Genomic DNA, 22552 nt, shown 5'->3' with positions numbered 1-22552 from the left:
ACGTGAAAATTACCGACACTAGCGTTAAACGCCCCGTTTTTGCGATTGTAATTAACTTATTGCTACTAACCTTTGGTTTAGTAGCATTTAGCATGTTACCGCTACGCGAATACCCTGACATTGAAACTCCGATTGTAAATATTAGCACCTCATATACAGGGGCATCAGCGGAGATAATCGAAACTAAAATAACCCAAGTTATCGAAAACCGTATATCGGGTATTGAGGGTATTAAAAGTATTAATTCGTCGAGCCGTAATGGTCGCTCAAACATTACTATTGAATTTAATATTAGCCGCGATATAGATGCAGCATCTAACGATGTACGTGAACGTGTTGCACGTGCACTCGACAGCCTACCTGAGCAAGTTCGTCCGCCTGAGGTATCTAAATCAAACAGTGATGAAAGCCCTATTGCATGGTTTGTACTTAATAGTGAAACCATGGACTCATTACAGCTTTCTGATTATGCACAGCGCTTTATTGTTGACCGCTTAGCCGTTGTGGATGGCGTATCTAATGTGCGAATTGGCGGCGAGCGTCAATACGCTATGAAAATTTGGTTAAACCGCCAAGCAATGGCTGCGCGCGGCATAACTTCAAGCGACATAGAAAACACTCTGCGCACAGAAAATGTTGAGTTACCTGCTGGTGAAATTGAATCAATTGATCGCGACTTTACGGTACGTACGGCCCGAAGCTACAAAGATCAGCGCGACTTTAAAAATTTAGTTATTAAACGCGGTGAAGATGGCTATTTAGTTCGCCTTGGCGAAGTAGCCGATGTTCAACTAGAGGCCGCCGACGACGAAAGTTTGTTCCGTGGTAACGGCCGCAACATGATTGGCCTGGGTATTGTAAAACAAGCTAAAGCAAACACATTAACCGTGGTAGACAACGCACGAAGTGAGCTTGAAAAAATCAAACGAAACCTACCTGAAGGCACAACAATTCAAGACAGTTACGACTCGTCTGTATTCATTAAAGAATCGATTAGCGAAGTATATAGCACGCTTGCCATTTCAATGGGCTTAGTTGTTTTAGTGATATTTTTGTTTTTAGGCAACATTCGTGCAACGCTTATTCCCGCTGTTACCGTACCGGTAGCTTTGGTAGGTAGCTTTATGTTTTTGCTCGCTATGGGGTATTCAATCAACTTGCTAACACTACTTGCGTTAGTACTTGCCATTGGTTTAGTTGTTGATGACGCTATTGTAATGCTTGAAAACATTCACCGCCGCATAGAGCTTGGCGAGCCACCATTACTTGCAGCGTATAGAGGCGCACGAGAAGTTGGCTTTGCAATTGTAGCAACTACACTTGTGCTTATTTCGGTGTTTGTTCCTTTAGTATTTATGGATGGCCGGATAGGCGCGTTATTCACCGAATTTGCAATGGCTGTAAGCGCAGCGGTTTTTTTCTCAAGTGTGACCGCGCTTACGCTTGCACCAGCATTGTGTTCAAAAGTTCTAAAAAGCGCCGACAAGCCAAATAAATTCAGCCAATGGATGGACCGCCAGTTTACTAAATTAGAGCGCAGTTACCGTAATTCACTTTCAACAAATATGACCAAAAAATGGGGTTTGTTAGTCAGCTTAGTTTTAGCGGGTTTTGTTAGTTATTCACTGTTACTGCAAGTGCCATCAGAGCTAACACCTAAAGAAGACCGCGGCACCTTTTTCATTATGATGAGCGGGCCTGAGGGTGCTAGCTACGAAAATAATGCCGCCAATATGGCAAAAATTGAAGAGCGCCTTATGCCTTACTCTGAGTCTGGCGAGCTAAGCCGTGTGCTTGTTCGTGTTCCTGGCTGGGGCGGTAGTGGCGGTGTTGCTATTGTTGGTATGGCTGATTGGGACAAACGCAAGCGCTCTACATGGGAGGTAATGGATGAAATTAGTGGCAAAATGCGCGAAGTCACCGATGTACGTGCGTTTGCTATTATGCGCAGAGGTATTGGCGGTGGCGGTTCATCTCGCCCTATTGAATTTGTTCTACAAGGTAATGATTATGCTCAGCTTGCCGATTGGCGTGACCGCATTATCAAACGTGCAGAACAAAACCCAGGCCTTGTTAGAATCGATCACGATTACAAAGAAACATTCCCACAGTTTTTAGTAAGCATTGATAAAAATAAAGCGGCCGATTTAGGAGTGTCTGTGTCTGATGTTGGTCGTACACTCGAAACCATGCTGGGTCAGCGTCGTGTGACAACCTTTATAGATAGAGGTGAAGAATACGATGTCATTTTGAAAGGTACAAAAGAAGACTTTAATAACCCGACCGATATTTCAAATATATACCTTAAATCACGCAGTGGTGAGCTTGTTCCGCTAGACAGCTTAATCAGCTTAAAAGAAGAGGCAACGGCCTCACGCTTAAACCGTTACAACCGTATGCGCTCAATAACCTTAAGCGCAAACTTAGCCGATGGTTACACACTCGAACAAGCACTTAACTTTTTAAACAATGTTGCCGCAGAAGAAAACGACATTGACGGCGCAATAGACTACAAAGGTGAATCTCAGCTTTATTACGAAGGCGCATCAGCAATGACCTACGTATTTGTATTAGCGCTAACAGTCACCTTTTTGGTATTGGCAGCGCAATTTGAAAGCTTTATGCACCCATTTGTAATTATGCTAACGGTCCCCCTTGGTTTAATGGGCGCGATGTTTGGCCTTTGGTCTACCGGACTGACGCTTAATATTTACAGCCAAATTGGTATTGTTATGCTCATAGGATTAAGCGCTAAAAACGGGATACTCATTGTTGAATTTACCAACCAATTACGCGACAAAGGTGTAGAATTTAGCGAAGCAATATTACAAGCGGCTACACAACGTTTACGCCCAATAATAATGACATCGCTAACAACGGTTATGAGCTCAGTGCCATTGGTATTAGCATCAGGCCCTGGCGCTGAAAGCCGTATGGTAATTGGTGTTGTGGTATTTACCGGGGTTATTGTTTCAACGCTACTTACTTTATTTGTTGTGCCAGCAGCGTATTATGCGCTTGCTCGTAACACACAATCACCTGAATATTTACAACAAAAACTTAATAAACAAGCAGCCGAAAAACCGCTTGAAGAGATCTAAGCAAGCTAACGCGTCGTAACCTTGTTGTTATGGCGCTAAGCTTTATGCTTTGCGTGACCTTTGTCAAATATTAGGAATAATTATGAGTTCAACAACGCAAGTAGCAACCTTTGGTGGTGGCTGTTTTTGGTGTATTGACGCAGCATTTAGGCGTGTAAATGGCGTGTCTGATGTAAGCTCGGGTTATACCGGTGGCAATACTGACAATCCAACATACAAATCAGTATGCAGTGGTACAACGGGCCATGCCGAAGTAGTAAAAGTTGAATTTGATAGCACCATTGTAAGCTTTGAAACATTGCTCGCTATGTTTTTTACTTTGCACGATGCTACGCAATTAAATCGCCAAGGTAACGATATTGGCACACAATACCGAAGTGTTGTTTATTACCATAATGACGAACAACTTGCGCTTACTAACACTATGATTGAACAGCTACAAACCCATGTTAGTGAGCCTATTGTTACCGAAGTCAGCCCGGTGACAACTTACTACCCTGCTGAGCACTATCATCAAGATTACTACAACGAAAACCCACAACAGGGTTATTGCAGTATGTTAATCGCACCAAAATTACATAAGTTTGAAACCGTATTTAAAGAGTTTTTAGCTGAGTAAAAACACAAAAAAGCCCGGTAAAACCGGGCTTTTTATTTAGATTATTTAAAACTGGTAATCTATGCCAGCAAAAAAGCGGCGCTCTGGCGTGTTGTAGTAATACACCTGCCCTGTTGTAAAGTCAGCGTTAGAATCAACTGCGTTGTATTCCTTATCGAATACGTTTTCTATACGAAGCGACACCGTAATTTCATCATTGACTTGGTAATTGCCCGCTAAATTCCAAAGCGTATACGAACCCAATTGCGAAACCGCCCCTGCTCGCTCACCGCGATATTGCATTGCTATGCTTGTATCAAATGCACCAAACTGTTTTGCAAGCTCCCAATTAAAGGTTCGTTTGGCAACGTTTCTAAGCGATTCGCCTGTTTCTTTATCCTCGGCACTTAGGTAAGCAAAATTCACATTACTATCAAAACCCAAAATTTGATTGGCTAAACTAAATTCAACACCTTCATATTGGGCTTCATTAATATTGGTGAGTGCAAAATTAGCGTCATAATCAATTTTATCTTCAATTTCATTTCTAAAAATAGCGACATCGACACGTGCAGTATCAAAGTCGACGTTTAAGCCAAGCTCACGATTCACTGACGTTTCAGGTTGAAGATTGGCATTGCCGTAAAGAGGAAAGTACAAATCATTAAATGTTGGCGCTTTAAAGCCTGTGCTTTGGCTTATTCTGAAAGTTGCGTCTTCAGATAAGTGATAGCCAGCTGCCGCTGTGTACGTTGTTTTATTACCAAATTGCTCATCGTCATCTTGACGAACAGTTAAATTGGCAAGCAACTCATCCGCATCGTAATATGCGCCAACAAATACAGCTAATACATCGCGCTCTTGCACTTCAAACGTGGTTGAGCTTTGTGATACGTCATCATTGTACCAATTAATACCACCACTAATGTTTAACGTGTCGTTTAAGCGGTATTGGCCGTTGTAGTCAATTTGTGAGCGCTTAGTAACAAACGTACTTGTTGTTGGCCCTTGAGAAAAATCAACATAACGATTGTCTGAGTCATCCGTTGCAAATGCTATATCAAGGCTGTGAGTTTGATTTTTATAGTCTTTATTCCAACCAGCCGAAAGCTGGTAATTTTTAAAATCCCCTCGCTCAATCGTACTATCGGCAGGACTAAAGCGGCTGTCGTAATCAGCAAAGCCTTCGCTGTATTGCCCTAGTAACTTAAAGTTACCGGAATGTGTGTCGGTATAGTTTACTTTAAAGCCAAGGTTTTTATTTTCAAAACCGTCTTCATCGGGTGCTGCGCCCTGAAGTACATCAAAGTTGTCCGTCTTTTCAAACCCTGCATTAAAAGCCGTTGTTACATCGCCTTCTTTTACAGAACCAGCAATCTGGTAGTCTTGGTACGCGTCAGATCCAAACGTAGCACTGACCGAAAGGTTATCTGACTCCCGAGTAATAATATTAATAACACCTGCTAACGCATCAGAGCCATAAATAGCTGCACGTGAACCTTTAATTATTTCTATGCGTTCAATACTATTTAATGGCACATTACTTAATGCTTTTTGACCAAGCGTTGCCGAACCGGTGCGTACACCGTCTATTAAAATGAGCGTATCACCTGACCCTGTACCGCGCAATGAAACACCGGCATTTTGACCAAAACCGCCGTTAGGGTTGACCTGAAACCCAACTTGAGTGGTTAGTAGCGTTGGTAAGTCGCGAACATTACTGGTTTCAATGTCATTACGAGTTATAACATTTACACTCGCTAATACATTAGTAATTGATTGTTCAAACTTATTAGCGGTTACCGTAATAGTTTCGATTGATTGCTCTGCAGCAGATACAGATAGTGACAGCGCAGCAGTAATTGCAACGCCAAGAGTTGTTTTTTTTAACATGAAGTTCCCCTTCTTTGCCCACCGCAAAGAACTAAGTAAGATTACATCAAGGCCGGTCTCCGGACTCAGTAAATACATAGCTTTATGTATTACTTTACCGTTGCGGGGGCAGTGTTGGGATTGTAGTCATCATGAAAACGCACCAACTTCCCGATTATCTTATTAAAAAAATCAAACCATTGAAAAGATTAATAAGCACCTTGAAAATAGGCCGCTATTGTGAGGAGTTTAATAAAAAATGTCAACGGACGTCTATACAGCTAAAAAGAAAATCAATTAAAAACAAAAACTATGTAGCGTTCATAAAAAAAGCCAAATAACCTGCGCGGCTATTTGGCTTTTTATTTATAAAGCGCCCAAAAGGCTTTTATAATTAATCGCGGAAGTTTTTAAACTGAAAAGGCTGACCCAAATCGGCAGTGCGCACCACTTGCATAGCAGCCTGTAAGTCATCACGCTTTTTACCCGTTACGCGTACTTCCTCGCCTTGAATAGCCGCTTGCACTTTTACTTTAGAATCTTTAATGGCTTTTACTACTTTTTTAGCCACATCTTTTTCAATACCTTGCTTTAGCGCAACGTTACGAAAAACATTTTTACCTGCACGGCTAATATCTTGTAACTCTAAGCTCGCTACATCCATACCACGCTTAGAAACTTTACCCGCTAAAATATCAAACAATTGCATAACCTGTGAATCAGCTTCAGCTTTTAGCTTAATTGTTTTGTCGTTTAGCTCAATAGATGCATCAACACCTCTAAAGTCAAAGCGAGTCTCAAGTTCACGGTTTGCATTATCTACCGCATTTTGTGCTTCGTTCATTTCTACTTCAGATACAATATCAAATGAAGGCATTGGTTTTCTCCTAACTATTCAATCTTAATTTTATGGCGCAATTATAACGCTAAAATTATAAATCTTTACATTTTTCTGCATCTTGTTCAGGTGCGATACTAATTTAGTTTGATATACTTAAGCTTCTTTTTTAAGCGACTCTAGGATTTTACGTGACAAGGCGTGTTTACCAAGCTGTTTTTTTACTCAGCATCGTAGCGTTTACTTTTTTATTTGCCAAAGAAATAAAAGGCGCAGCTAACCTATTTCCACACATTGATAAAGTAGCCCATTTTGGGATTTTTTTTGTGCTTGCCATTATTATGGATAAAGCGTTTAAGCTTCCCTTATACGCACAAATTTTGTTATTGGCCGGTTACGGCGCATCAATTGAAATAATGCAAGACGCGCTCCCTTACAGGCAGGCCTCTATTGGCGATTTTATAGCTGATTTTGCTGGTGCTGCTAGTTACTTTTTACTAAGAGTTATTTTTACACCTCGAAAAAAGAATCCCTATGACTAATATTTTAATTGTAGGCGATGGCGCTATTGGCTTGTTACTAAGCCACTTTTTAAGTCACAAAAATAATGTTCATGTTTTAACACGCAAACCAACCTGCAATACGCGTTTTTATAGCCGTAAAAATGCCCCGTCACATAACATTAATGCACGCTTTATTAATTTAAGCGATCTGGCGCAACAACCTAGTTATGATGTTGTTATTTTTACAGTTAAAGCTTTTCAGGTCCAAGATGCGTTTTCACAAGTAAAACCTTATCTTGCTGCAAATTCAATATTAGTCGTTTCTCATAATGGAATGGGAAATATTGAAGAGCTTATTCCTCAGCTGAACACTCAGCAAGCACTATACTTTTTAACCACCAGCATGGCCGGATTTAAGTCTACCCAGTACATTGTGCAACATACCGGTGAAGGGCAAAGCGTGATTGGTGGCTGTAATAAACTTGCAGCTAAAAACTCACAATTTGTATCACCACTACTTCAAGCAGTTCCCAATTTAAAAGTGGTCAATAACATTGAGCAACTTCGCTTTGAAAAGCTGTTGGTTAATGTGGCTATTAACCCACTAACTGCACTTCACAATATAAAAAACGGCCAATTGCGTGCCCCTGTATTTAGCGCAACGATAATGAGTTTACTCTATGAGGGCTGCAGGGTTGCTAACGCAAAAGGGTTGAATATTGCTTTAGCTGATGCGTTAAATAACGCTTACACCGTAATGGCGCTTACCGCTGAAAATTATTCTTCAATGCAGCAAGATATTGCTAATAACAGGCCAACAGAAATAATGGCTATTTGTGGGTATATTAGCGAGCAAGGCAAACGGTACAACATTAAAACCCCAGCTAATAATGAGTTACTTGCTAAAATTCAGGCAAAAAAAAGCGTGGTTTAAACCACGCTTTATAAACTATTAACGTATTTACTTAACCTTTAAGGACGATACACTTTTACCGTTGTAAAGCCTTGCTCGTGTAAAATAAGCGCTTGCAACTGGCTCATTACACCTCTATCACAATATAGGTAGTAGTCTTTATCTTTTGGTAGGTCGCCAAACTTCGTAGCTAAGCGGAAAAACGGTAGATGAATTACTTCAATACCTTCAATTTCAAGCGGCGCCGCGTCTTCTTCTTCTGGCGAGCGAATATCAACAACAACTGAACCTGGCGGTAAATCGGCAACCGACTCAGCCTCTTTAAGCTCTTGCTTAGCTTCTACGTCGATATCACGAACATCCATAACACGCGCGTTATCTATAACGGTATCAAGTACATCAAAGTCGAACTTTTCTTCTTCGCCTTTAATAACGTCTATTTTTGCTTTTACCGTTGGCTTTTTAGATATAACACCACAGTATTCTGGCATAGTTTCGGCCATTTCAGCGGTACCGATTTGGCGCGCAATGTTTATAATCTCTTGCTTATCATGCTGAATTAGCGGGCGTAAAATAAGCGTTTCGGTTACGCGGTCAATCACACTTAAATTAGCCAACGTTTGGCTAGACACCTGCCCAATACTTTCACCCGTTACAAGCGCTTGAATATTTAGCTTTTCGGCCACTGCGCTACCGGCACGCATCATCATACGCTTGAGTACAACGCCCATTTGGCTGTTCTCAACGTTTTCTAAAATTTCGGCAACAACAGGTTCAAAGTCGACCGTAATAAATTTTACTTTATGAGTAGAGCTGTATTTTTTCCATAAAAAGTAACTCGCTTGTTTAACGCCAATTTCGTGGGCAGCGCCACCTAAATTAAAGAACAAAAAGTGCGTACGCGCGCCTTTTCGTATCATTTGGTAGCTAGCAACACCTGAGTCAAACCCACCCGACATTAACGACAGCACATCTTCTTGAGTTGGCAAAGGGAAACCCGCCATACCCAAATGTGTTTGAGTTACAATGTAGGCTTTATCATCTTTTACTTCTAGACGAATAGTCACCTCTGGGCGGCTAAGTTTTACGCGGGCACCTTCAACGTGTTGGTTTAAACCACCACCAACGTATCGCTCTAAATCAGTTGAGGTAAAGTCGTGTTGGCCTATACGTTTTGCACGTACACAAAATGTTTTACCCGCTATTGTGTGGCCAATTAACTCGAAAGTTTTTTGATAAATTTCGTCCAAAGTACTAAATTCGACTTCGGTCACTTCAATAAATTGCACTATACCTGGAATGCGTTGCAAACCATCAATAAAGTCTAACCGAGTTTGTGCGTCAGTTAATTTGGTGACAACTGAAATGTTATCCCAGTTGTTTCTTACTTGTACTTTTTCGTCAATACGACGCAATACAATTTTAATGTTATTTTCTAACACTTTAGTAAAGCGTTTACGAACCGAGCGGCTTTTGATAGCTATTTCGGGGTGTAGTTTGACGATAAATTTAAGCATAGTTCACTCTTAGACTGCGGGAATTCGCGCTCCCAGGCATTTGGCGCGCGATTATAGCAAAAATTTTAACGTCTAGGAAACAGCCAATAAATCAAGCGTTATGCTACTGCCGGTGCTTGCTGTGCAAGTGCCGTGTACTTTTCGCGAAGTTGGTTCATCTGTACGCTGCTTTTTTCTGTGCTGTAGGCCCTAAATAAAGCCAATACTTTTAAAATACCATAATAAATATCTTGCTCAGCAAGCGAACCACTGGGTCTTCGTGCTTTTATGTAAGGTGTCCAAAAGCTAACAGTGAGTTTAAGCGTGTGGGCTAATTCAGTTACGTCTTGTTCGTCAATGGCGATCATGCCTTTATCGCGCAATCCCAAAATAACGTTACGAACTTGCTCTAATAACTCAAGCTGAAAATCAATATACGCTTGTTTTAAGTCGGTATCTCTAGAAAGAATATCGCCAAGGTTGTCGTAAAAAAAGTGAAAACGCCACATAAGTTCAAATAGCGAGTCGAGATAAGCAGTTAAATGACTAAATGCATCGTCGTCTTTATCAATAGGTTTAAAATGTGTACTTAAGTGATCACGGTAAAGCGCAAAAATATGGCGAATAATGTCTTCTTTATTTTTAAAGTGATAATAAAGATTACCCGGACTCATCCCTAAACTCGATGCAATATGGTTCGTTGTGATTGCACGCTCACCATTTTCATTAAACAACGAAATACTGGTGTGTATTATTTTTTCCTTGGTATTCATATGCTAATACTCAAATAGTCTATTGGCTACATTACACTCAAATTTGGATAGGCAGTATAAACAAAATTAACAATTAAAACACGCCCTAAACAACGCTTAAAATTACCGCTAATGGCTGCACTAGCAACTGGGCTGATTTGTTCTGTAAACACTGTTAAACTGCTACAAAATTATAATTTGTGAACCTTATGAACGTTACTGCAATTTACCCCGGCACTTTTGATCCACTTACTAATGGGCATACAGACCTAATACAACGTGCTGCCAAAATGTTTGACACTGTTTTGGTTGCTGTTGCTAATAACCCAAGTAAACAGCCATGTTTTAACCTTAAAGAACGTGTGGCGCTAGCAAACACAATATTAAGCCACTTAGATAACGTAAAAGTCATTGGTTTTTCTGGATTACTGGCCGATTTAGCACGCGATCACAATGCACACGTACTTATTCGCGGTATAAGAGCGGTGTCTGACTTTGATTATGAATTTCAATTAGCAAACATGAATCGCCGCCTAAACCCCGACCTTGAAAGTGTATTTTTAACACCTGCTGAAAAGAATTCTTTTATTTCATCTACTTTAGTTAAAGAAGTGGCGCGTCATCATGGCGATGTAAGCGAATTTGTAGACCCTATTATTGTAAAAGCACTCAAAGAAAAAGTAGGCTGCAATACTAATTAAGCCTAGTGAGTGCTTTACCAAAGCAAAAAATATAGGGGTATTAAGCCTCTAATAATACATTAAGCACGTGTGGTTAGTTTTTTAGTTAACCACACCAGTTTTAACAAATCTTTATTAGTAACAAGTACGACAGCCATTGTTATATCAACAAGCGGCATCACTAACCCGTAAACTCCCCATAACCACCAATAACCGCAATATGGGTTTACTATAAAATCAACATGCATTGCCAGAAAAAGCGTGGCGTTAATAGACAACCCCCCTACCAAGTAGTAAAAGCTGACAGGGATCACTTTTCCTAGGCTGTAACGCCAAATAATAATAGTCGCAATCGTAACCGCATCAAAAATAAATAACTGTAAATGCCTAAGTGGTGTATACATATCTATGTATAAACACAAAGTATACGAAACCATCATAATGAATGAGAGTTGAGTTCGGCTATTATCGGTTTTATTAATAGCCGCAGACAAGTTATATAAAAAGGTGAAAACAAATAGCCACGTTATAAAAATACCAAAAGGTTCAGCTATTGAAACCATCATCCAAAAGTAATCTTCCAAAAAACTACCCATTAAACAGAAACCTGTTTTTTACGATTAAGTACACTGTTTTTAAATTTGACCAGACCTAAAATATCTTTATTGATAATAAGTACTAAAGCCATAATGAAATCAACAATGAGTGTTGAAATACCGTAAACCATCCACAACCACCAATACCCGCAATTTGGATTTATAATACTATCAATATGCATGGCCATAAAAAGCGATGCATTAATACACAGCCCTACTATTAAATAATAAAAGCTAACAGGGATGAATTTACCTAAGCACAGCCGCCAAATAAAAATAACGGCAATGGTGACGACATCAAAGGCAAATAATTGAAGATAAGGCGCTGGAGTATAAGCGTCTATGTATAAACTCAACGTATAAGAGACCATCATAATGAATGACAGTTGAGTTCGGCTATTATCAGGTTTATTAATCGCTGCAGAAAGGTTATATAAAAAAGTAAAAACAAATAACCACGTAATAATTATACCTATGAGCTCACTTATTGCAGCGAGGCTCCACATAAAGTCTACCAAACTACACTTTCCTTATTTCACCGGCTTTGTTTTATGATTTAGCATAGTATTTTTTAACTTAACCAACCCTAAAATATCTTTATTTGTAATAAGTACTAGAGCCATTATGAAATCAACAATAGGTGCTGAAAAGCTATAAAGCATCCATAACCACCAAAATTCGTGTGTTGGATTTACTATAGTATCGATATGCATGGCCATAAAAAGCGATGCGTTAATACAGAGCCCTACTATTAAATAATAAAAACCAATAGGGATCACTTTACCTAAGCACAGCCGCCAAATAAAAATAACGGCAATAGTGACCACATCAAAGGCAAATAATTTTAGGAACAGTAATAGAGTAGACATGTCAATGAACAAACTCAACGTATAAGAAACCATCATAATTAATGACAGTTGAGTACGGCTATTGTCTGATTTATTAATGGCCGTAGACAGATTATATAAAAATGCAAAAACAAATAAACATGTAATAGGTATACCTAAGAGATTGCTAATTGCAGCGAGACTCCAAAAGAAGTCCTCCAAAAAACTACCCATTACCTAGCCACCGGTGTTTTACGATTCAACACAACATTTTTCAATTTAACCAACTCTAAAATATCTTTATTAATAATAAGTACTAGAGCCATTATGAAATCTACAATAAGTGTTGAAAAGCCATAAAGCATCCACAACCACCAAAATTCATAATTTGAGCTTACTGTTCGATCAATATGCATGGCCATAAAAAGCGCTGCATTAATACACAGCCCTGCTATTAAATAATAAAAGCCTACAGGGATGACTTTACCTAAGTACAGCCGCCAAATAAAAATAACGGCAATAGTGACTACATCAAAGGCAAATAATTGTAGGTACCGTAATGGTGTGTATATGTTTATGTACAAACTCAACGTATAAGAAACCATCATAATGAATGACAGCTGAGTACGGCTATTGTCTGATTTATTAATGGCCGCAGACAGGTTATATAAAAATGTAAAAACAAATAACCATGTAATGAGTATGCCCAAGAGCTCGCTAATTTCAGCGAGGCTCCAAAATAAGTCCTCCAAAAAACTACCCATTACATAGTCACCCGTGTTTTACGATTCAGTAAAGTTTTTTTTAATTTAACCAACCCTAAAATATCTTTATTAATAATAAGTACTAGAGCCATTATGAAATCAACAATAAGTGTTGAAAAGCCATAAAGCATCCACAACCACCAAAATTCGTAATTTAGGTTTACTATTATATCAATATGCATGGCCATAAAAAGCGATGCGTTAATACACAGCCCCACAATTAAATAATAAAAACCTACAGGGATGACTGTACCTAAGCACAACCGCCAGATAAAAATAACGGCAATAGTGACCATATCAAAGGCAAATAATTGTAGATACAGTAATGGAGTATACATATCTATGTACAAACTCAACGTATAAGAAGCCATCATAATGAATGACAGTTGAGTGCGGCTGTTGTCTGATTTATTAATAGCCGCAGACAGGTTATATAAAAATGTAAAAACAAATAACCACGTAATAAGTATGCCTAAGAGCTCGCTAATTTCAGCGAGACTCCAAAATAAGTCTTCCAAAAAACTATCCATTACCTAGCCACCGGTGCTTTTAAATTCAACACAACATTTTTCAATTTAACCAAACCCAAGAAGTCTTTTTTAATGAAGAAAACGGCAACCATGGCAAAGTCGTTAAAGTTGACTAGCCAAGAGTAAAGTACTGTAAAAAGCCACGGTTCGTAGTTATTATAAACCACGGTATCTAAATGCATTCCTAAAAATAGGATAGCATTCACTGAGAGCCCCGTTGATAAATAGGCGGATATAAGCCTCTCTTTAATAAATAAATTAAGTACCACTAGGGCAAAAATAGTAGCTATATCAAAATAAAAAAAATCGAGGTACTGAATTGTTTGAATATCTATAAAAAGGCTTGATAGATATGAAACCGTCATCACTAGAGATAACCAAACACGCTTTTTGTCAGGTGTATTAATGCTAGAAACGAATGAGTACAAAAAGGCCATTAAAAAACCCCACTGTACCAATGCTCCAATATAAAAACTTACATCAGGACTTAACATCAGGTCATCTAACATAATAATCGCTAATGTAATAAGAGCAGGTCATTCTGGTCGGTAAGTACATATTTAATTGGATAGGTTTGTATATGCTTGAAGCTAAGCGAAACAAAAAGGACATACAAAAAACCTATTTTACAAATACACTAATGTGCATAGATAATTGGGGCTAGCTTTAAAGCGTTTCATGATTTAGTTGTTTACCAAATTTTAGGAGTATGCTTTTATTTTTCCATTCTAAAGCTAAGTGACAATCGCCTTAATACTTTATAAAGTATAGGTGTCAAAATATAGTCATTAGTTATAGAGTGACCGCCCTTAAATTTATGCTTTAACGCTTTTTCAGCTTAAAAATAATTTTAAGCTAGGGCATTTTTGAATTAGTGCTTGGATTTAGTAATGTGCGTATTGCATTTTTAAGTTTATGCAGCCCTAAAATATCTCTATCAACTATTAAAGCTACAATCATAGTAAAATCTATAAGATTCACAGTATAAATATATACCTCCCAAAACCACCAATACTGGGTATTTTCATAAATTTCGCTATCAACATGCATTAATAAAAATAAGATTGTATTGATGCTTAAACCTAATACTAAATATAAAAAAGATGGGGTGGTTTTTTTTACTATTTTGTAAACTAGAATAAGTGCAAAAATTGTAGCAATGTCATACAAGGCAAAATTTAAGTAAAGTGAGTTTTTAAGAGAAAGCCATGTAAGGAAATAATCTGATAAAGTGTATGAACACATCATTACAAAAGAGCTAAATAAAAGGGTGGTGCCTTTTTTTAAACCAATTGTATAAATAAACACATTAAAAAAAAAGGCCATTAAAAAACCCCACATAAAAAATGCAGAGAGAGAAAATAACCCAAATAAGTCTTGTAAGAACATCTAACGCCTTAAATTATCACTTTGGTCTGGTGTAGCCCGGCTTCACAATACCAGCACGGTTTAGGTCAGCACTTGCCGCACTTAAACCTTCTTGCGAGAAACTTACTGTATCAGATTGTAGGGTTTTAGTGCTAGTAGTTTGTTGAGCCGCAGGCTGTAATTGTTGTGTTTTGTTGTATGCTTGCATTTGCACTTGGCTATTAGCTGAAATTTGCATGTAATTGATCCTTATAAAAGTTTAAATTTAATTGGCATAAAACTAAATCACACCATTGTGTAGGTATATGCACTACTCATGGTGGTAGTTGCTATTTTATAACTACGTAACTATTAGCAAGCTGTATACCAACTTTTATTTAAATTTTATTTTTAAGTAAATTACTAGGAGTTGACACAATCAAAACACCTCCGACCAGATTAACTCAGGCATAAAAAAACGCACAGGGGTAACCGTACGTTTTTTGTATCCAGGGAGTTTAAGCCACGAATTTACACGGGATCGCCGCTTTATTACTTGGCTTTAAAATATATTCCATTGCTACTTCGTCGCAGTTTTCTTTACGAAGGCACAATTCACAATCTTTCATTACTTTTTCTGGCAGGCTGTCTTTACTGCAAAAAACAAAATCTTGTTTTTCAAAAAAGTCTGGCACGCGAGTAAGCACAATTACGCGATTAAGTGCCAATTTTTTGGCTTTTATTAGTAAATGGTCAACTAATTGCCGCCCTTGCCCAGTTACCGCACTTTGCGGGTCAATACCCAAAGAGCGTATTTCTGCAAGGCCAGTATCGTATATATACAACGATGCACAGCCAGACACTTTGCCGTCTATTTCGGTTACAGCAAATTCATTAATCGAATGCACCATGTCGCTTTTAGCACGCGGCAAGTTTTCGCCGACCGTTGCCCAGTGTTGAATAAGTTTTGCAATTGATTCAACGTCATCTAGGTTGGCATCACGAACCGTTATCTGCTGTTTTTTTTTGGCTGCTTTAATTGCGCTAGTGACTTGCTCAATGGAGGTGCCGCCAACTGCTTGACGCGCTTTAATACAGGCGTCTATTTCAAGTACCGGATAAACATCGTCCTCAAACACATCATTTACTGATTTATATTGTTCAAGTGAGAGCTCCTCAAGGGTTTTATCTTCACTTATTGCAAGCTGCACCAGCACACCTACAAAATGATGCCCCTCTCTAAAAGGCACCCCCTTAGCAACTAAGTAATCAGCCAGCTCGGTTGCATTTGCATGGCCGCCTTTTGCTGCAGCTAATGTCCGCTCACCTTTTACTTTTACCCCTTTAATACACGCTTGTGCCATGTGAATACACGCAAGCCATGTTGGCATCGCATCAAAAATGCCTTCTTTGTCTTCTTGCATATCTTTATTGTAAGCAAGAGGGAGTGCTTTAAGGGTCATCATCATGGCGCTAAAGGCACCAAATACACGACCTGTTTTACCACGGATAAGCTCAAGTGCATCTGGGTTCTTTTTTTGCGGCATTAAAGACGAGCCAGATGTAACATTGTCGGCAAGCTCAATAAAACCCGCTTCACCTGAGTTATAAAAAATTAAATCTTCAGACATACGTGATAAATGAATCATTGAAATTGAAGCGCAACTTAATAGCTCAACAACAAAGTCACGGTCAGATACACCATCAAGGCTGTTTTTAGTTGCACCTGTAAAGCCTAAGCCTTGTGCAAGTGTTTGGCGGTCAATTGGGTAAGCAGTGCCTGCCAATGCGCCGCTGCCTAGCGGGCAATAGTTCATACGGGCTTTAGCGTCTTGCAAACGGCTTTCGTCGCGTTCTAGCATTTCAACATACGCCATGCACCAGTGGCTAAATAGTACGGGTTGTGCACGTTGCAAATGGGTATAACCAGGTAAAATAGTACCTAGTTCGCGTTCGGCCAACGCAACAAATTCAGCTTTTAATTGCGCAATGGCTTTTAAAATATGATCGGCAGTATCACGGCACCATAATCTAAAGTCGGTGGCTACTTGGTCATTTCGACTGCGACCTGTGTGTAACTTTTTAGCTAGGTCACCCACTTTCTCAATTAGAGCCGCTTCAACATGCGAATGAATATCTTCAGCACCTGAGGTAGCTACAGCCGTTGGGTCTGCTTTTACCTCTTCGAGTAACTCGTATAATGCCGATACTAATTCTTTGTGCTCATCGTTTGATAGCACGTTAACTTGTTCAAGTGCGCCAGCCCATGCAACAGAGCCAATAATATCTTGCTCTGCTAGTTGGTAGTCAAATGGAAGAGAGTCGTTAAATTGCTTAAACGCCTCGTCTGGACCCGTAGAAAAACGTCCGCCCCATAATGCCATGAAATATCTCCAAACCCTGAAATGCCCCTTTTACAAGGGGCGTAAAATTTACTTTTTAGACAACGCCGAAATTCTGCTTGAAAGCGAGAATAAACGAATAAAGCCTTCAGCATGTGATTGGTCATACACATCATCTTCGCCAAAGGTCGCAAAGTCTTCGCTGTATAGGCTGTTAGGTGATTTTTTCTGAACCGCAGTCACTTGGCCTTTATAAAGCTTAAGTACCACTTCACCCGTTGCTAATGTAGATAACGCCTCGGCGCCCGCTAAAATAGAGTCTTTAAGCGGCGTAAACCAACGTCCGTCGTACACTAGGTGCGAAAATTCGCCGCCTAATACTTCTTTCCACTTACGGCTTGATTTATCAAGTACTAGCTCGTCTATTGCTTGAAGGGCCGCCATGATCACCGTACCACCTGGGGTTTCGTAACAACCACGAGATTTCATGCCGACTAAACGGTTTTCTACTATATCAACACGGCCAACACCATGCGGTGACGCAATGTCGTTTAATTTAACTAAACAATCATAAGGTTTAAGCTCTTCGCCATTGACGGCAACCACTTCACCTTCAACTACTTTTAATGTTACTAGCTCGGCTTTATCGGGTGCTTGCTCAGGAGAGTTAGTCCAAGTCCATACTTGATCGCTAGGCTCACACCATGGGTCTTCAAGCTCGCCGCCTTCGTGCGAAATGTGCCATGCGTTAGCATCACGGCTGTAAATTTTTGTTGCTGAAGCAGAGCACGGTATATCGCGCTCGGCTAAGTAATCGAGTAGTGATTCACGGCTTGATAAGTCCCACTCACGCCATGGTGCAATGACTTTTAAATCAGGTGCAAGCGCTGCAAAGCACGATTCAAAACGTACCTGGTCGTTACCTTTACCCGTACAACCATGCGACAGCGCATCGGCACCTACTTTACGTGCAATTTCAACTTGCGCTTTAGCAATGATTGGACGCGCCATTGAGGTACCTAGTAAGTAAGTACCTTCGTAAATAGAGCCCGTTTTAAGCGTTGGGTAAATGTATTCACTTACCATTTCATCTTTTAAGTCAACCACGTAACACTCTGATGCACCTGATGCGATGGCTTTTTCTTCAACGCCTTCAAGCTCTTCTGCGCCTTGGCCTACATCGGCAACAAACGCGATTACTTCACAGCCGTAATTTTCTTTTAACCATGGCACGATAGCCGATGTATCTAGACCACCTGAATAGGCTAAAACGACTTTTTTAATTGAACTCATAGGTGTTCCTTAACAAAATTTGGATTTAGTAATGTAACTAGCAGAGCATTTTGCGCATGCATGCGATTTTCTGCTTGTTGAATAATTTTTGATGCTGGGCCATCCATTACCTCAGAGGTAATTTCAAACTCACGGTGTGCCGGTTGGCAATGTAATACCGTAGTAGCCCCTGTTTGATCTAGCAATGCTTGGTTTAACTGATAAGGCATATATTTTTCTTTAACTTGCTCAAGAGGCGTATCATCGCCCATAGACACCCATGTATCGGCGTAAACAACGTTTGCGCCAACCGCCGCTTCTACACGGTCACTCACCATTACTGATGCGCCATTCATAGCTGCTATTTGCTCTGCTTTTTTAAGAATTTGCGAATCCGGAGAACTGCCTTTTGGCGTTACTGCCACAAAATCAGTACCCAGTGTTGCAGCAAGTAACATAAGTGAATGAGTTACATTATTGCCCTCGCCTAGATAAGCTACTTTAAGCTCGCTCACATCGCCATGTACTTCTTGAAGCGTTAAAAAGTCTGCCAATGCTTGGCATGGGTGATACAAGTCACACAAGCTATTAACCACAGGAACAGAAGAGTACTCACCTAATGTGGTTAACGTGCTGTGCTGGTTTACACGCGCTACAATACCGTCAGCCCACGTTGAAATATTTAGTGCAAAATCTTTTACAGATTCACGTGCGCCCATTGCGCCATTTTGCTGATCTAAATAAACCGCATGACCACCTAAACGATTAATGCCAATATCAAACGATAAACGTGTACGTAAGCTTTGCTTTTCAAATAGTGTAACAACTGACTTGCCCGCAAGTACTTGGCTGTATTTTTCTGGCTTTGCCTTTAAATCACGCGCCAGCTTTAATAAATTAAGTGCGCCTTGTTGGTCTAACTCTAGACCGGTTAAAAAATTCTCTAACATGGTAACCCTATGGTGTAATCTTCGTTCCGACATGCTCGCCGTTTAGCAAAGCAGTTAAATTTTCTGGCTTTTGCCAGCTGGAAATATACACACCGCGTCGTAAGTGTAGGGCAGCGTGAAGACTGGTCTTAACTTTGACCTCCATCCCGCCCACAATTACTCCCTCTGCAATTAAAGTCTCAATGTGTTTTGTATCTAATTGGTGTAATGGCTGCTTATTAGCGTCAAGCACGGCCTCTACATCAGTCATAAAAATAAGTTCTGCATTTAAATTATTGGCGATAGCTGCCGCTGCCTCGTCTGCATTAACGTTGTACCAAAGCCCTTGCTCGTCAAAACCTATAGAGCTAACAATTGGTAAGCGCCCGACGTTTAGTAAATCGTTAATAATAGAGTCGTTGTTACTTTCGCACTTTCCTACTAGGCACAATGCTTTGAGCTTTTGCGATGCCGTTACGCCTGCTTCGTAAAGGCTTAACCCAACAGGTTTATGGCCAGAAGCAATAGCTTGAGCCATTAACTGCTTGTTTGCACAACCTGCAAGTGCACCAACTATGTGGGGCATTTGTTCTGCAGGGCTAATACGTAAACCTTGATGCTTAGCGCTAACAAAACCGGCTTCTTTTAACCATGTATCGACTAATGCCCCGCCACCATGGACAATTACAAAATTATGGCTTAGCTGATTAGACAACACATCAAATAACGCATGAGCTGCGTTTTCAGTGTTAAGTACAGCGCCGCCAAGCTTAATAACCCACGTTTTTTTAGCCATTAAAACGCTCCTTTTAAGCCTGTGGTGTGGTCTAAATTCATTGATAAATTAATACACTGCAGAGCTTGCCCTGCAGCACCTTTTAGTAAATTATCAATGGCCGCCATAACAATGAGTTGAGAGCCTTGCTGCTGCCAACCAATATCAACATAAGGCTGCTTTGCAACTCCCTTAATTGACGGGATCTTACTACCTAACAGGCGGATTAAAGGCTCGTTTTCAAGCACGCTGTAGGCCTTAGCCACTTGCTCACTTGTAACATTAGGTTTTAGTTGCACGTAAATGGTTTCTAAAATACCGCGAGCAAAGTTCCCTAAATGAGGGGTAAATAAAACCTGATGACCAAGGTGTTGCTCTATTTCTGGTCCGTGGCGATGATTAAATAAACCATATGGCGCTAACGACACTTCACAAAAATGAGTACCTATACTGGCTTTACGTCCTGCGCCAGTTACACCCGACACTGCATTAATAATAATTTTGTCGTCGCTTAACAAACCTGCTTGCTGTAGTGGCTTTAACGCATTCAGCGCCGCGGTAGGATAACAGCCAGCAACAGCCACTAAATTTGCATTTGCAATTTCGTTGCTATTCCATTCAGCTAAACCATAGGCCGATTCATTTAGTAACTCAGGGTGCTTATGTTCAAAGCCGTAATAAGTAACGTAATCATCATTGCTTGCAAGGCGATAACCACCCGATAGGTCAAACACCTTTTTGCCCATCGCTAAAAATTGCGGCGCTAAATCTACGCTTACTTTATGGTCGGTACACAGGCATACGTAATCTGCATTCGCATTAATGTCGTCGAACGCTGACTTTGTAAGAGGAAGTAAAGGAGTATCAAGCAAACCTAGGTGCTCTGGATATAAATCACTCAGTAATTTCTGTTTATCTAGGCTTCCTTCAGATACATAGCTACCTGACAGTTTTAAATTTGGGTGTTTAGCTACAAGGCTTGCTAGTTCTGCGCCGCTGTATCCGCTCGCGCCAATAATCGCTACATTCATTATTTGCTCATTATCTTAAAATCTATTACTACTAATTTATGTGTTCGCTTACACTAGCTTAGGTGCTAAGTAAGTCTTTTTTGTTAATGAATTTTGATTATCGTCGCATTATCTTCATTGTGTTACTTAATATATTTATGCTTAAAAAGTGAATTGATATTCATCATAAATACTTTTATATTGTTATGCAATTAAATTGAATAGTTATTTTGGAATTTTTTATGTCTTTGCCTTCGTTTATTTCTATGTACCAGCAATTAATTGCAGCCCCGTCTATCAGTGCAATTGAAGACAGCGAATGCATGAGTAATAAAAACGTTATCGAGTTACTTACCCACTGGTGTGAAACGCTCGGTTTTACCTGTGAAATAATAGAACTGGAAGGCAAAAAAGGGCGTTATAACTTATTAGCAAAACGAGGCGCCGGGGATGGTGGTTTAATGCTTGCTGGGCATACCGACACAGTGCCGTTTGATGACAGCCGCTGGAATCATGATCCGTTTAAATTAACAGAACTCGACAACAAACTGTATGGGCTAGGCAGTATTGATATGAAAGGGTTTTTTGCTTTCGTATTACAAGCTATAAGCGAAATAGATGAAAAAAAACAAACACAGCCAATTTTAATACTCGCCACTGCAGATGAAGAAACCACAATGGCGGGTGCTCAGCAAATTTGTAAGCATCCTAATTTAAAACCTGCTCGCTGTATAATTGGCGAACCTACTGATATGACACCAGTATTTACACACAAAGGGCATATGAGTACTGCAATAAGAGTTGTCGGTCGTTCTGGCCATAGCTCCGATCCCGAACGTGGTCTTAACGCCATTGAAGTTATGCATAAAGTGACTTCAAAATTACTGATCTTAAAAGAGCAATTAAAGAATAAGTATTCACTAAGCCACTTTGAAATACCTTATCCTACTTTAAATTTTGGTAATATTCATGGTGGTGACAACGCAAATAGAATATGTGGGTGTTGTGAAATGCATATTGATATGCGCCCATTGCCAGGGTTGAGTGTACAAGAGCTCCAAGCACTGCTGCTAGATGCAACAAAAGACATAAACGAGCAATACCCAAATTCAGTAAGTGTTATTGACCTACATGACCCAATACCCGCATTTACTGGCAGAACCGACAGCGCGCTAGTTCAACTAGCTGAAAAGGTAGCGGGCCAAAAAGCCATTGCTGTTAATTACTGCACAGAAGCACCTTTTATTCAGCAACTGGGTTGTGAAACCATAGTTATGGGACCAGGTTCTATTAATCAGGCGCATCAGCCTGACGAATTTTTAGCAATGGAAAAAATAAAGCCTTCACAGCACATCATTAGCAATATTATAAAAGCCTGTTGCTTTTAGCTAAGCAATAAAAAAGACG

23 protein-coding genes and 1 riboswitch are annotated in these 22552 nt (G+C 39.9%); of the genes, 6 read left to right on the top strand and 17 right to left on the bottom strand.

What is annotated here, in order from left to right; translation table 11 throughout:
- Positions 1–2 precede the first annotated feature (2 nt).
- Together AC27JL_RS13530 and msrA are read left to right on the top strand one after the other, a co-directional pair.
- Positions 3–3101 (top strand): efflux RND transporter permease subunit, encoded by a 3099-nt coding sequence (locus AC27JL_RS13530; protein WP_006791532.1) that lies wholly within the window; start codon positions 3–5, stop codon positions 3099–3101.
- An 82-nt stretch (positions 3102–3183) separates the two neighbouring features.
- A complete protein-coding gene (msrA, locus tag AC27JL_RS13525) occupies positions 3184–3720 on the top strand; it encodes a peptide-methionine (S)-S-oxide reductase MsrA (protein ID WP_010556971.1) in 537 nt (178 codons plus the stop codon).
- 45 nt (positions 3721–3765) lie between these two features.
- Here msrA and AC27JL_RS13520 read toward each other — a convergent pair whose 3' ends face one another.
- Both AC27JL_RS13520 and AC27JL_RS13515 read right to left on the bottom strand, forming a co-directional pair.
- Positions 3766–5592 (bottom strand): TonB-dependent receptor domain-containing protein, encoded by a 1827-nt coding sequence (locus AC27JL_RS13520; protein WP_487195826.1) that lies wholly within the window; start codon positions 5590–5592, stop codon positions 3766–3768.
- A 33-nt stretch (positions 5593–5625) separates the two neighbouring features.
- Positions 5626–5789: riboswitch (cobalamin riboswitch) on the bottom strand.
- 176 nt (positions 5790–5965) lie between these two features.
- Positions 5966–6448, bottom strand: a complete 483-nt coding sequence (locus AC27JL_RS13515; protein WP_006791536.1) for a YajQ family cyclic di-GMP-binding protein — start codon at positions 6446–6448, stop codon at positions 5966–5968.
- 152 nt (positions 6449–6600) lie between these two features.
- Between AC27JL_RS13515 and AC27JL_RS13510 the strand changes: the two genes are divergently transcribed.
- Both AC27JL_RS13510 and AC27JL_RS13505 read left to right on the top strand, forming a co-directional pair.
- The gene (locus AC27JL_RS13510; protein ID WP_006791537.1) at positions 6601–6951 is read left to right on the top strand and encodes a VanZ family protein; all 351 of its coding nucleotides are present in this window, start codon (positions 6601–6603) and stop codon (positions 6949–6951) included.
- A complete protein-coding gene (locus AC27JL_RS13505) occupies positions 6944–7846 on the top strand; it encodes a ketopantoate reductase family protein (protein ID WP_487195825.1) in 903 nt (300 codons plus the stop codon). The genes AC27JL_RS13510 and AC27JL_RS13505 overlap by 8 nt, the downstream gene beginning before the upstream one ends.
- 38 nt (positions 7847–7884) lie before the next feature.
- On the opposite strand, the gene thiI is transcribed toward AC27JL_RS13505, so the two are convergent.
- Both thiI and AC27JL_RS13495 read right to left on the bottom strand, forming a co-directional pair.
- On the bottom strand, positions 7885–9342 hold the full coding sequence (thiI, locus tag AC27JL_RS13500; protein ID WP_008129371.1) for a tRNA uracil 4-sulfurtransferase ThiI: 1458 nt from the start codon (positions 9340–9342) through the stop codon (positions 7885–7887).
- A 98-nt stretch (positions 9343–9440) separates the two neighbouring features.
- Positions 9441–10094 (bottom strand): TetR/AcrR family transcriptional regulator, encoded by a 654-nt coding sequence (locus AC27JL_RS13495; protein ID WP_006791540.1) that lies wholly within the window; start codon positions 10092–10094, stop codon positions 9441–9443.
- Between the two features lie 188 nt (positions 10095–10282).
- Between AC27JL_RS13495 and coaD the strand changes: the two genes are divergently transcribed.
- Positions 10283–10774, top strand: coding sequence for a pantetheine-phosphate adenylyltransferase (gene coaD / locus AC27JL_RS13490; protein WP_487195824.1), 492 nt, complete (start codon positions 10283–10285; stop codon positions 10772–10774).
- 59 nt (positions 10775–10833) lie between these two features.
- Here coaD and AC27JL_RS13485 read toward each other — a convergent pair whose 3' ends face one another.
- The 13 genes from AC27JL_RS13485 to argC all read right to left on the bottom strand — a co-directional run bounded on the left by AC27JL_RS13485 (position 10834) and on the right by argC (position 21166).
- Positions 10834–11349, bottom strand: coding sequence for a hypothetical protein (locus AC27JL_RS13485; RefSeq protein ID WP_243531432.1), 516 nt, complete (start codon positions 11347–11349; stop codon positions 10834–10836).
- The gene (locus tag AC27JL_RS13480; protein ID WP_487195993.1) at positions 11349–11855 is read right to left on the bottom strand and encodes a hypothetical protein; all 507 of its coding nucleotides are present in this window, start codon (positions 11853–11855) and stop codon (positions 11349–11351) included. The genes AC27JL_RS13485 and AC27JL_RS13480 overlap by 1 nt, the downstream gene beginning before the upstream one ends.
- Before the next feature lie 24 nt (positions 11856–11879).
- Entirely contained in the window at positions 11880–12410 is a 531-nt protein-coding gene (locus AC27JL_RS13475; protein ID WP_487195823.1) for a hypothetical protein, read from the bottom strand.
- Positions 12410–12940 (bottom strand): hypothetical protein, encoded by a 531-nt coding sequence (locus tag AC27JL_RS13470; protein ID WP_487195822.1) that lies wholly within the window; start codon positions 12938–12940, stop codon positions 12410–12412. The genes AC27JL_RS13475 and AC27JL_RS13470 overlap by 1 nt, the downstream gene beginning before the upstream one ends.
- Entirely contained in the window at positions 12940–13470 is a 531-nt protein-coding gene (locus tag AC27JL_RS13465) for a hypothetical protein (protein ID WP_487195821.1), read from the bottom strand. The genes AC27JL_RS13470 and AC27JL_RS13465 overlap by 1 nt, the downstream gene beginning before the upstream one ends.
- Positions 13470–13979 carry a hypothetical protein gene (locus AC27JL_RS13460; protein ID WP_487195820.1) on the bottom strand — a complete coding sequence of 170 codons (510 nt, stop codon included), beginning with the start codon at positions 13977–13979 and terminating at the stop codon, positions 13470–13472. Before AC27JL_RS13460 ends, AC27JL_RS13465 begins: the two co-directional genes overlap by 1 nt.
- A gap of 346 nt (positions 13980–14325) precedes the next feature.
- Positions 14326–14859: a hypothetical protein gene (locus AC27JL_RS13455; protein ID WP_487195819.1), complete on the bottom strand. Its 534-nt coding sequence runs from the start codon at positions 14857–14859 to the stop codon at positions 14326–14328.
- A 16-nt stretch (positions 14860–14875) separates the two neighbouring features.
- Positions 14876–15076 (bottom strand): hypothetical protein, encoded by a 201-nt coding sequence (locus AC27JL_RS13450; protein WP_487195818.1) that lies wholly within the window; start codon positions 15074–15076, stop codon positions 14876–14878.
- Positions 15077–15335: 259 nt separating this feature from the next.
- Entirely contained in the window at positions 15336–17201 is a 1866-nt protein-coding gene (gene argH / locus AC27JL_RS13445; protein WP_487195817.1) for an argininosuccinate lyase, read from the bottom strand.
- A gap of 48 nt (positions 17202–17249) precedes the next feature.
- Positions 17250–18452 (bottom strand): argininosuccinate synthase, encoded by a 1203-nt coding sequence (locus AC27JL_RS13440; RefSeq protein WP_008130621.1) that lies wholly within the window; start codon positions 18450–18452, stop codon positions 17250–17252.
- The gene (locus AC27JL_RS13435; RefSeq protein ID WP_039037711.1) at positions 18449–19381 is read right to left on the bottom strand and encodes an ornithine carbamoyltransferase; all 933 of its coding nucleotides are present in this window, start codon (positions 19379–19381) and stop codon (positions 18449–18451) included. Before AC27JL_RS13435 ends, AC27JL_RS13440 begins: the two co-directional genes overlap by 4 nt.
- Positions 19382–19388: 7 nt before the next feature.
- Positions 19389–20156 carry an acetylglutamate kinase gene (argB, locus tag AC27JL_RS13430; protein ID WP_487195816.1) on the bottom strand — a complete coding sequence of 256 codons (768 nt, stop codon included), beginning with the start codon at positions 20154–20156 and terminating at the stop codon, positions 19389–19391.
- Positions 20156–21166 (bottom strand): N-acetyl-gamma-glutamyl-phosphate reductase, encoded by a 1011-nt coding sequence (gene argC / locus AC27JL_RS13425; RefSeq protein ID WP_487195815.1) that lies wholly within the window; start codon positions 21164–21166, stop codon positions 20156–20158. The genes argB and argC overlap by 1 nt, the downstream gene beginning before the upstream one ends.
- A 221-nt stretch (positions 21167–21387) precedes the next feature.
- Here argC and argE point away from each other — a divergent pair, with 221 nt between their 5' ends.
- Positions 21388–22533 carry an acetylornithine deacetylase gene (gene argE / locus AC27JL_RS13420; RefSeq protein WP_487195814.1) on the top strand — a complete coding sequence of 382 codons (1146 nt, stop codon included), beginning with the start codon at positions 21388–21390 and terminating at the stop codon, positions 22531–22533.
- Positions 22534–22552: the final 19 nt, after the last annotated feature.

It is taken from the genome of Pseudoalteromonas sp. 4NS20-0020 (assembly GCF_057554385.1).
Note: the sequence above shows the minus strand (reverse complement) of the source record. Positions and strands in the feature narration are given on the sequence as shown.

What these genes read in the sequence shown, in the direction of transcription:
- AC27JL_RS13520 (WP_487195826.1), bottom strand. Translation starts at nt 5,592, where the DNA reads ATGTTAAAAAAAACAACTCTTGGCGTTGCAATTACTGCTGCGCTGTCA.
- argE (WP_487195814.1), top strand. Translation starts at nt 21,388, where the DNA reads ATGTCTTTGCCTTCGTTTATTTCTATGTACCAGCAATTAATTGCAGCC.
- coaD (WP_487195824.1), top strand. Translation starts at nt 10,283, where the DNA reads ATGAACGTTACTGCAATTTACCCCGGCACTTTTGATCCACTTACTAAT.
- AC27JL_RS13465 (WP_487195821.1), bottom strand. Translation starts at nt 13,470, where the DNA reads ATGGATAGTTTTTTGGAAGACTTATTTTGGAGTCTCGCTGAAATTAGC.
- AC27JL_RS13475 (WP_487195823.1), bottom strand. Translation starts at nt 12,410, where the DNA reads ATGGGTAGTTTTTTGGAGGACTTCTTTTGGAGTCTCGCTGCAATTAGC.
- AC27JL_RS13495 (WP_006791540.1), bottom strand. Translation starts at nt 10,094, where the DNA reads ATGAATACCAAGGAAAAAATAATACACACCAGTATTTCGTTGTTTAAT.
- AC27JL_RS13505 (WP_487195825.1), top strand. Translation starts at nt 6,944, where the DNA reads ATGACTAATATTTTAATTGTAGGCGATGGCGCTATTGGCTTGTTACTA.
- argH (WP_487195817.1), bottom strand. Translation starts at nt 17,201, where the DNA reads ATGGCATTATGGGGCGGACGTTTTTCTACGGGTCCAGACGAGGCGTTT.
- AC27JL_RS13460 (WP_487195820.1), bottom strand. Translation starts at nt 13,979, where the DNA reads ATGTTAGATGACCTGATGTTAAGTCCTGATGTAAGTTTTTATATTGGA.
- AC27JL_RS13480 (WP_487195993.1), bottom strand. Translation starts at nt 11,855, where the DNA reads ATGTGGAGCCTCGCTGCAATAAGTGAGCTCATAGGTATAATTATTACG.
- argB (WP_487195816.1), bottom strand. Translation starts at nt 20,156, where the DNA reads ATGGCTAAAAAAACGTGGGTTATTAAGCTTGGCGGCGCTGTACTTAAC.
- AC27JL_RS13485 (WP_243531432.1), bottom strand. Translation starts at nt 11,349, where the DNA reads ATGGGTAGTTTTTTGGAAGATTACTTTTGGATGATGGTTTCAATAGCT.
- AC27JL_RS13455 (WP_487195819.1), bottom strand. Translation starts at nt 14,859, where the DNA reads ATGTTCTTACAAGACTTATTTGGGTTATTTTCTCTCTCTGCATTTTTT.
- argC (WP_487195815.1), bottom strand. Translation starts at nt 21,166, where the DNA reads ATGAATGTAGCGATTATTGGCGCGAGCGGATACAGCGGCGCAGAACTA.
- AC27JL_RS13440 (WP_008130621.1), bottom strand. Translation starts at nt 18,452, where the DNA reads ATGAGTTCAATTAAAAAAGTCGTTTTAGCCTATTCAGGTGGTCTAGAT.
- msrA (WP_010556971.1), top strand. Translation starts at nt 3,184, where the DNA reads ATGAGTTCAACAACGCAAGTAGCAACCTTTGGTGGTGGCTGTTTTTGG.
- AC27JL_RS13470 (WP_487195822.1), bottom strand. Translation starts at nt 12,940, where the DNA reads ATGGGTAGTTTTTTGGAGGACTTATTTTGGAGCCTCGCTGAAATTAGC.
- AC27JL_RS13450 (WP_487195818.1), bottom strand. Translation starts at nt 15,076, where the DNA reads ATGCAAATTTCAGCTAATAGCCAAGTGCAAATGCAAGCATACAACAAA.
- AC27JL_RS13435 (WP_039037711.1), bottom strand. Translation starts at nt 19,381, where the DNA reads ATGTTAGAGAATTTTTTAACCGGTCTAGAGTTAGACCAACAAGGCGCA.
- thiI (WP_008129371.1), bottom strand. Translation starts at nt 9,342, where the DNA reads ATGCTTAAATTTATCGTCAAACTACACCCCGAAATAGCTATCAAAAGC.
- AC27JL_RS13515 (WP_006791536.1), bottom strand. Translation starts at nt 6,448, where the DNA reads ATGCCTTCATTTGATATTGTATCTGAAGTAGAAATGAACGAAGCACAA.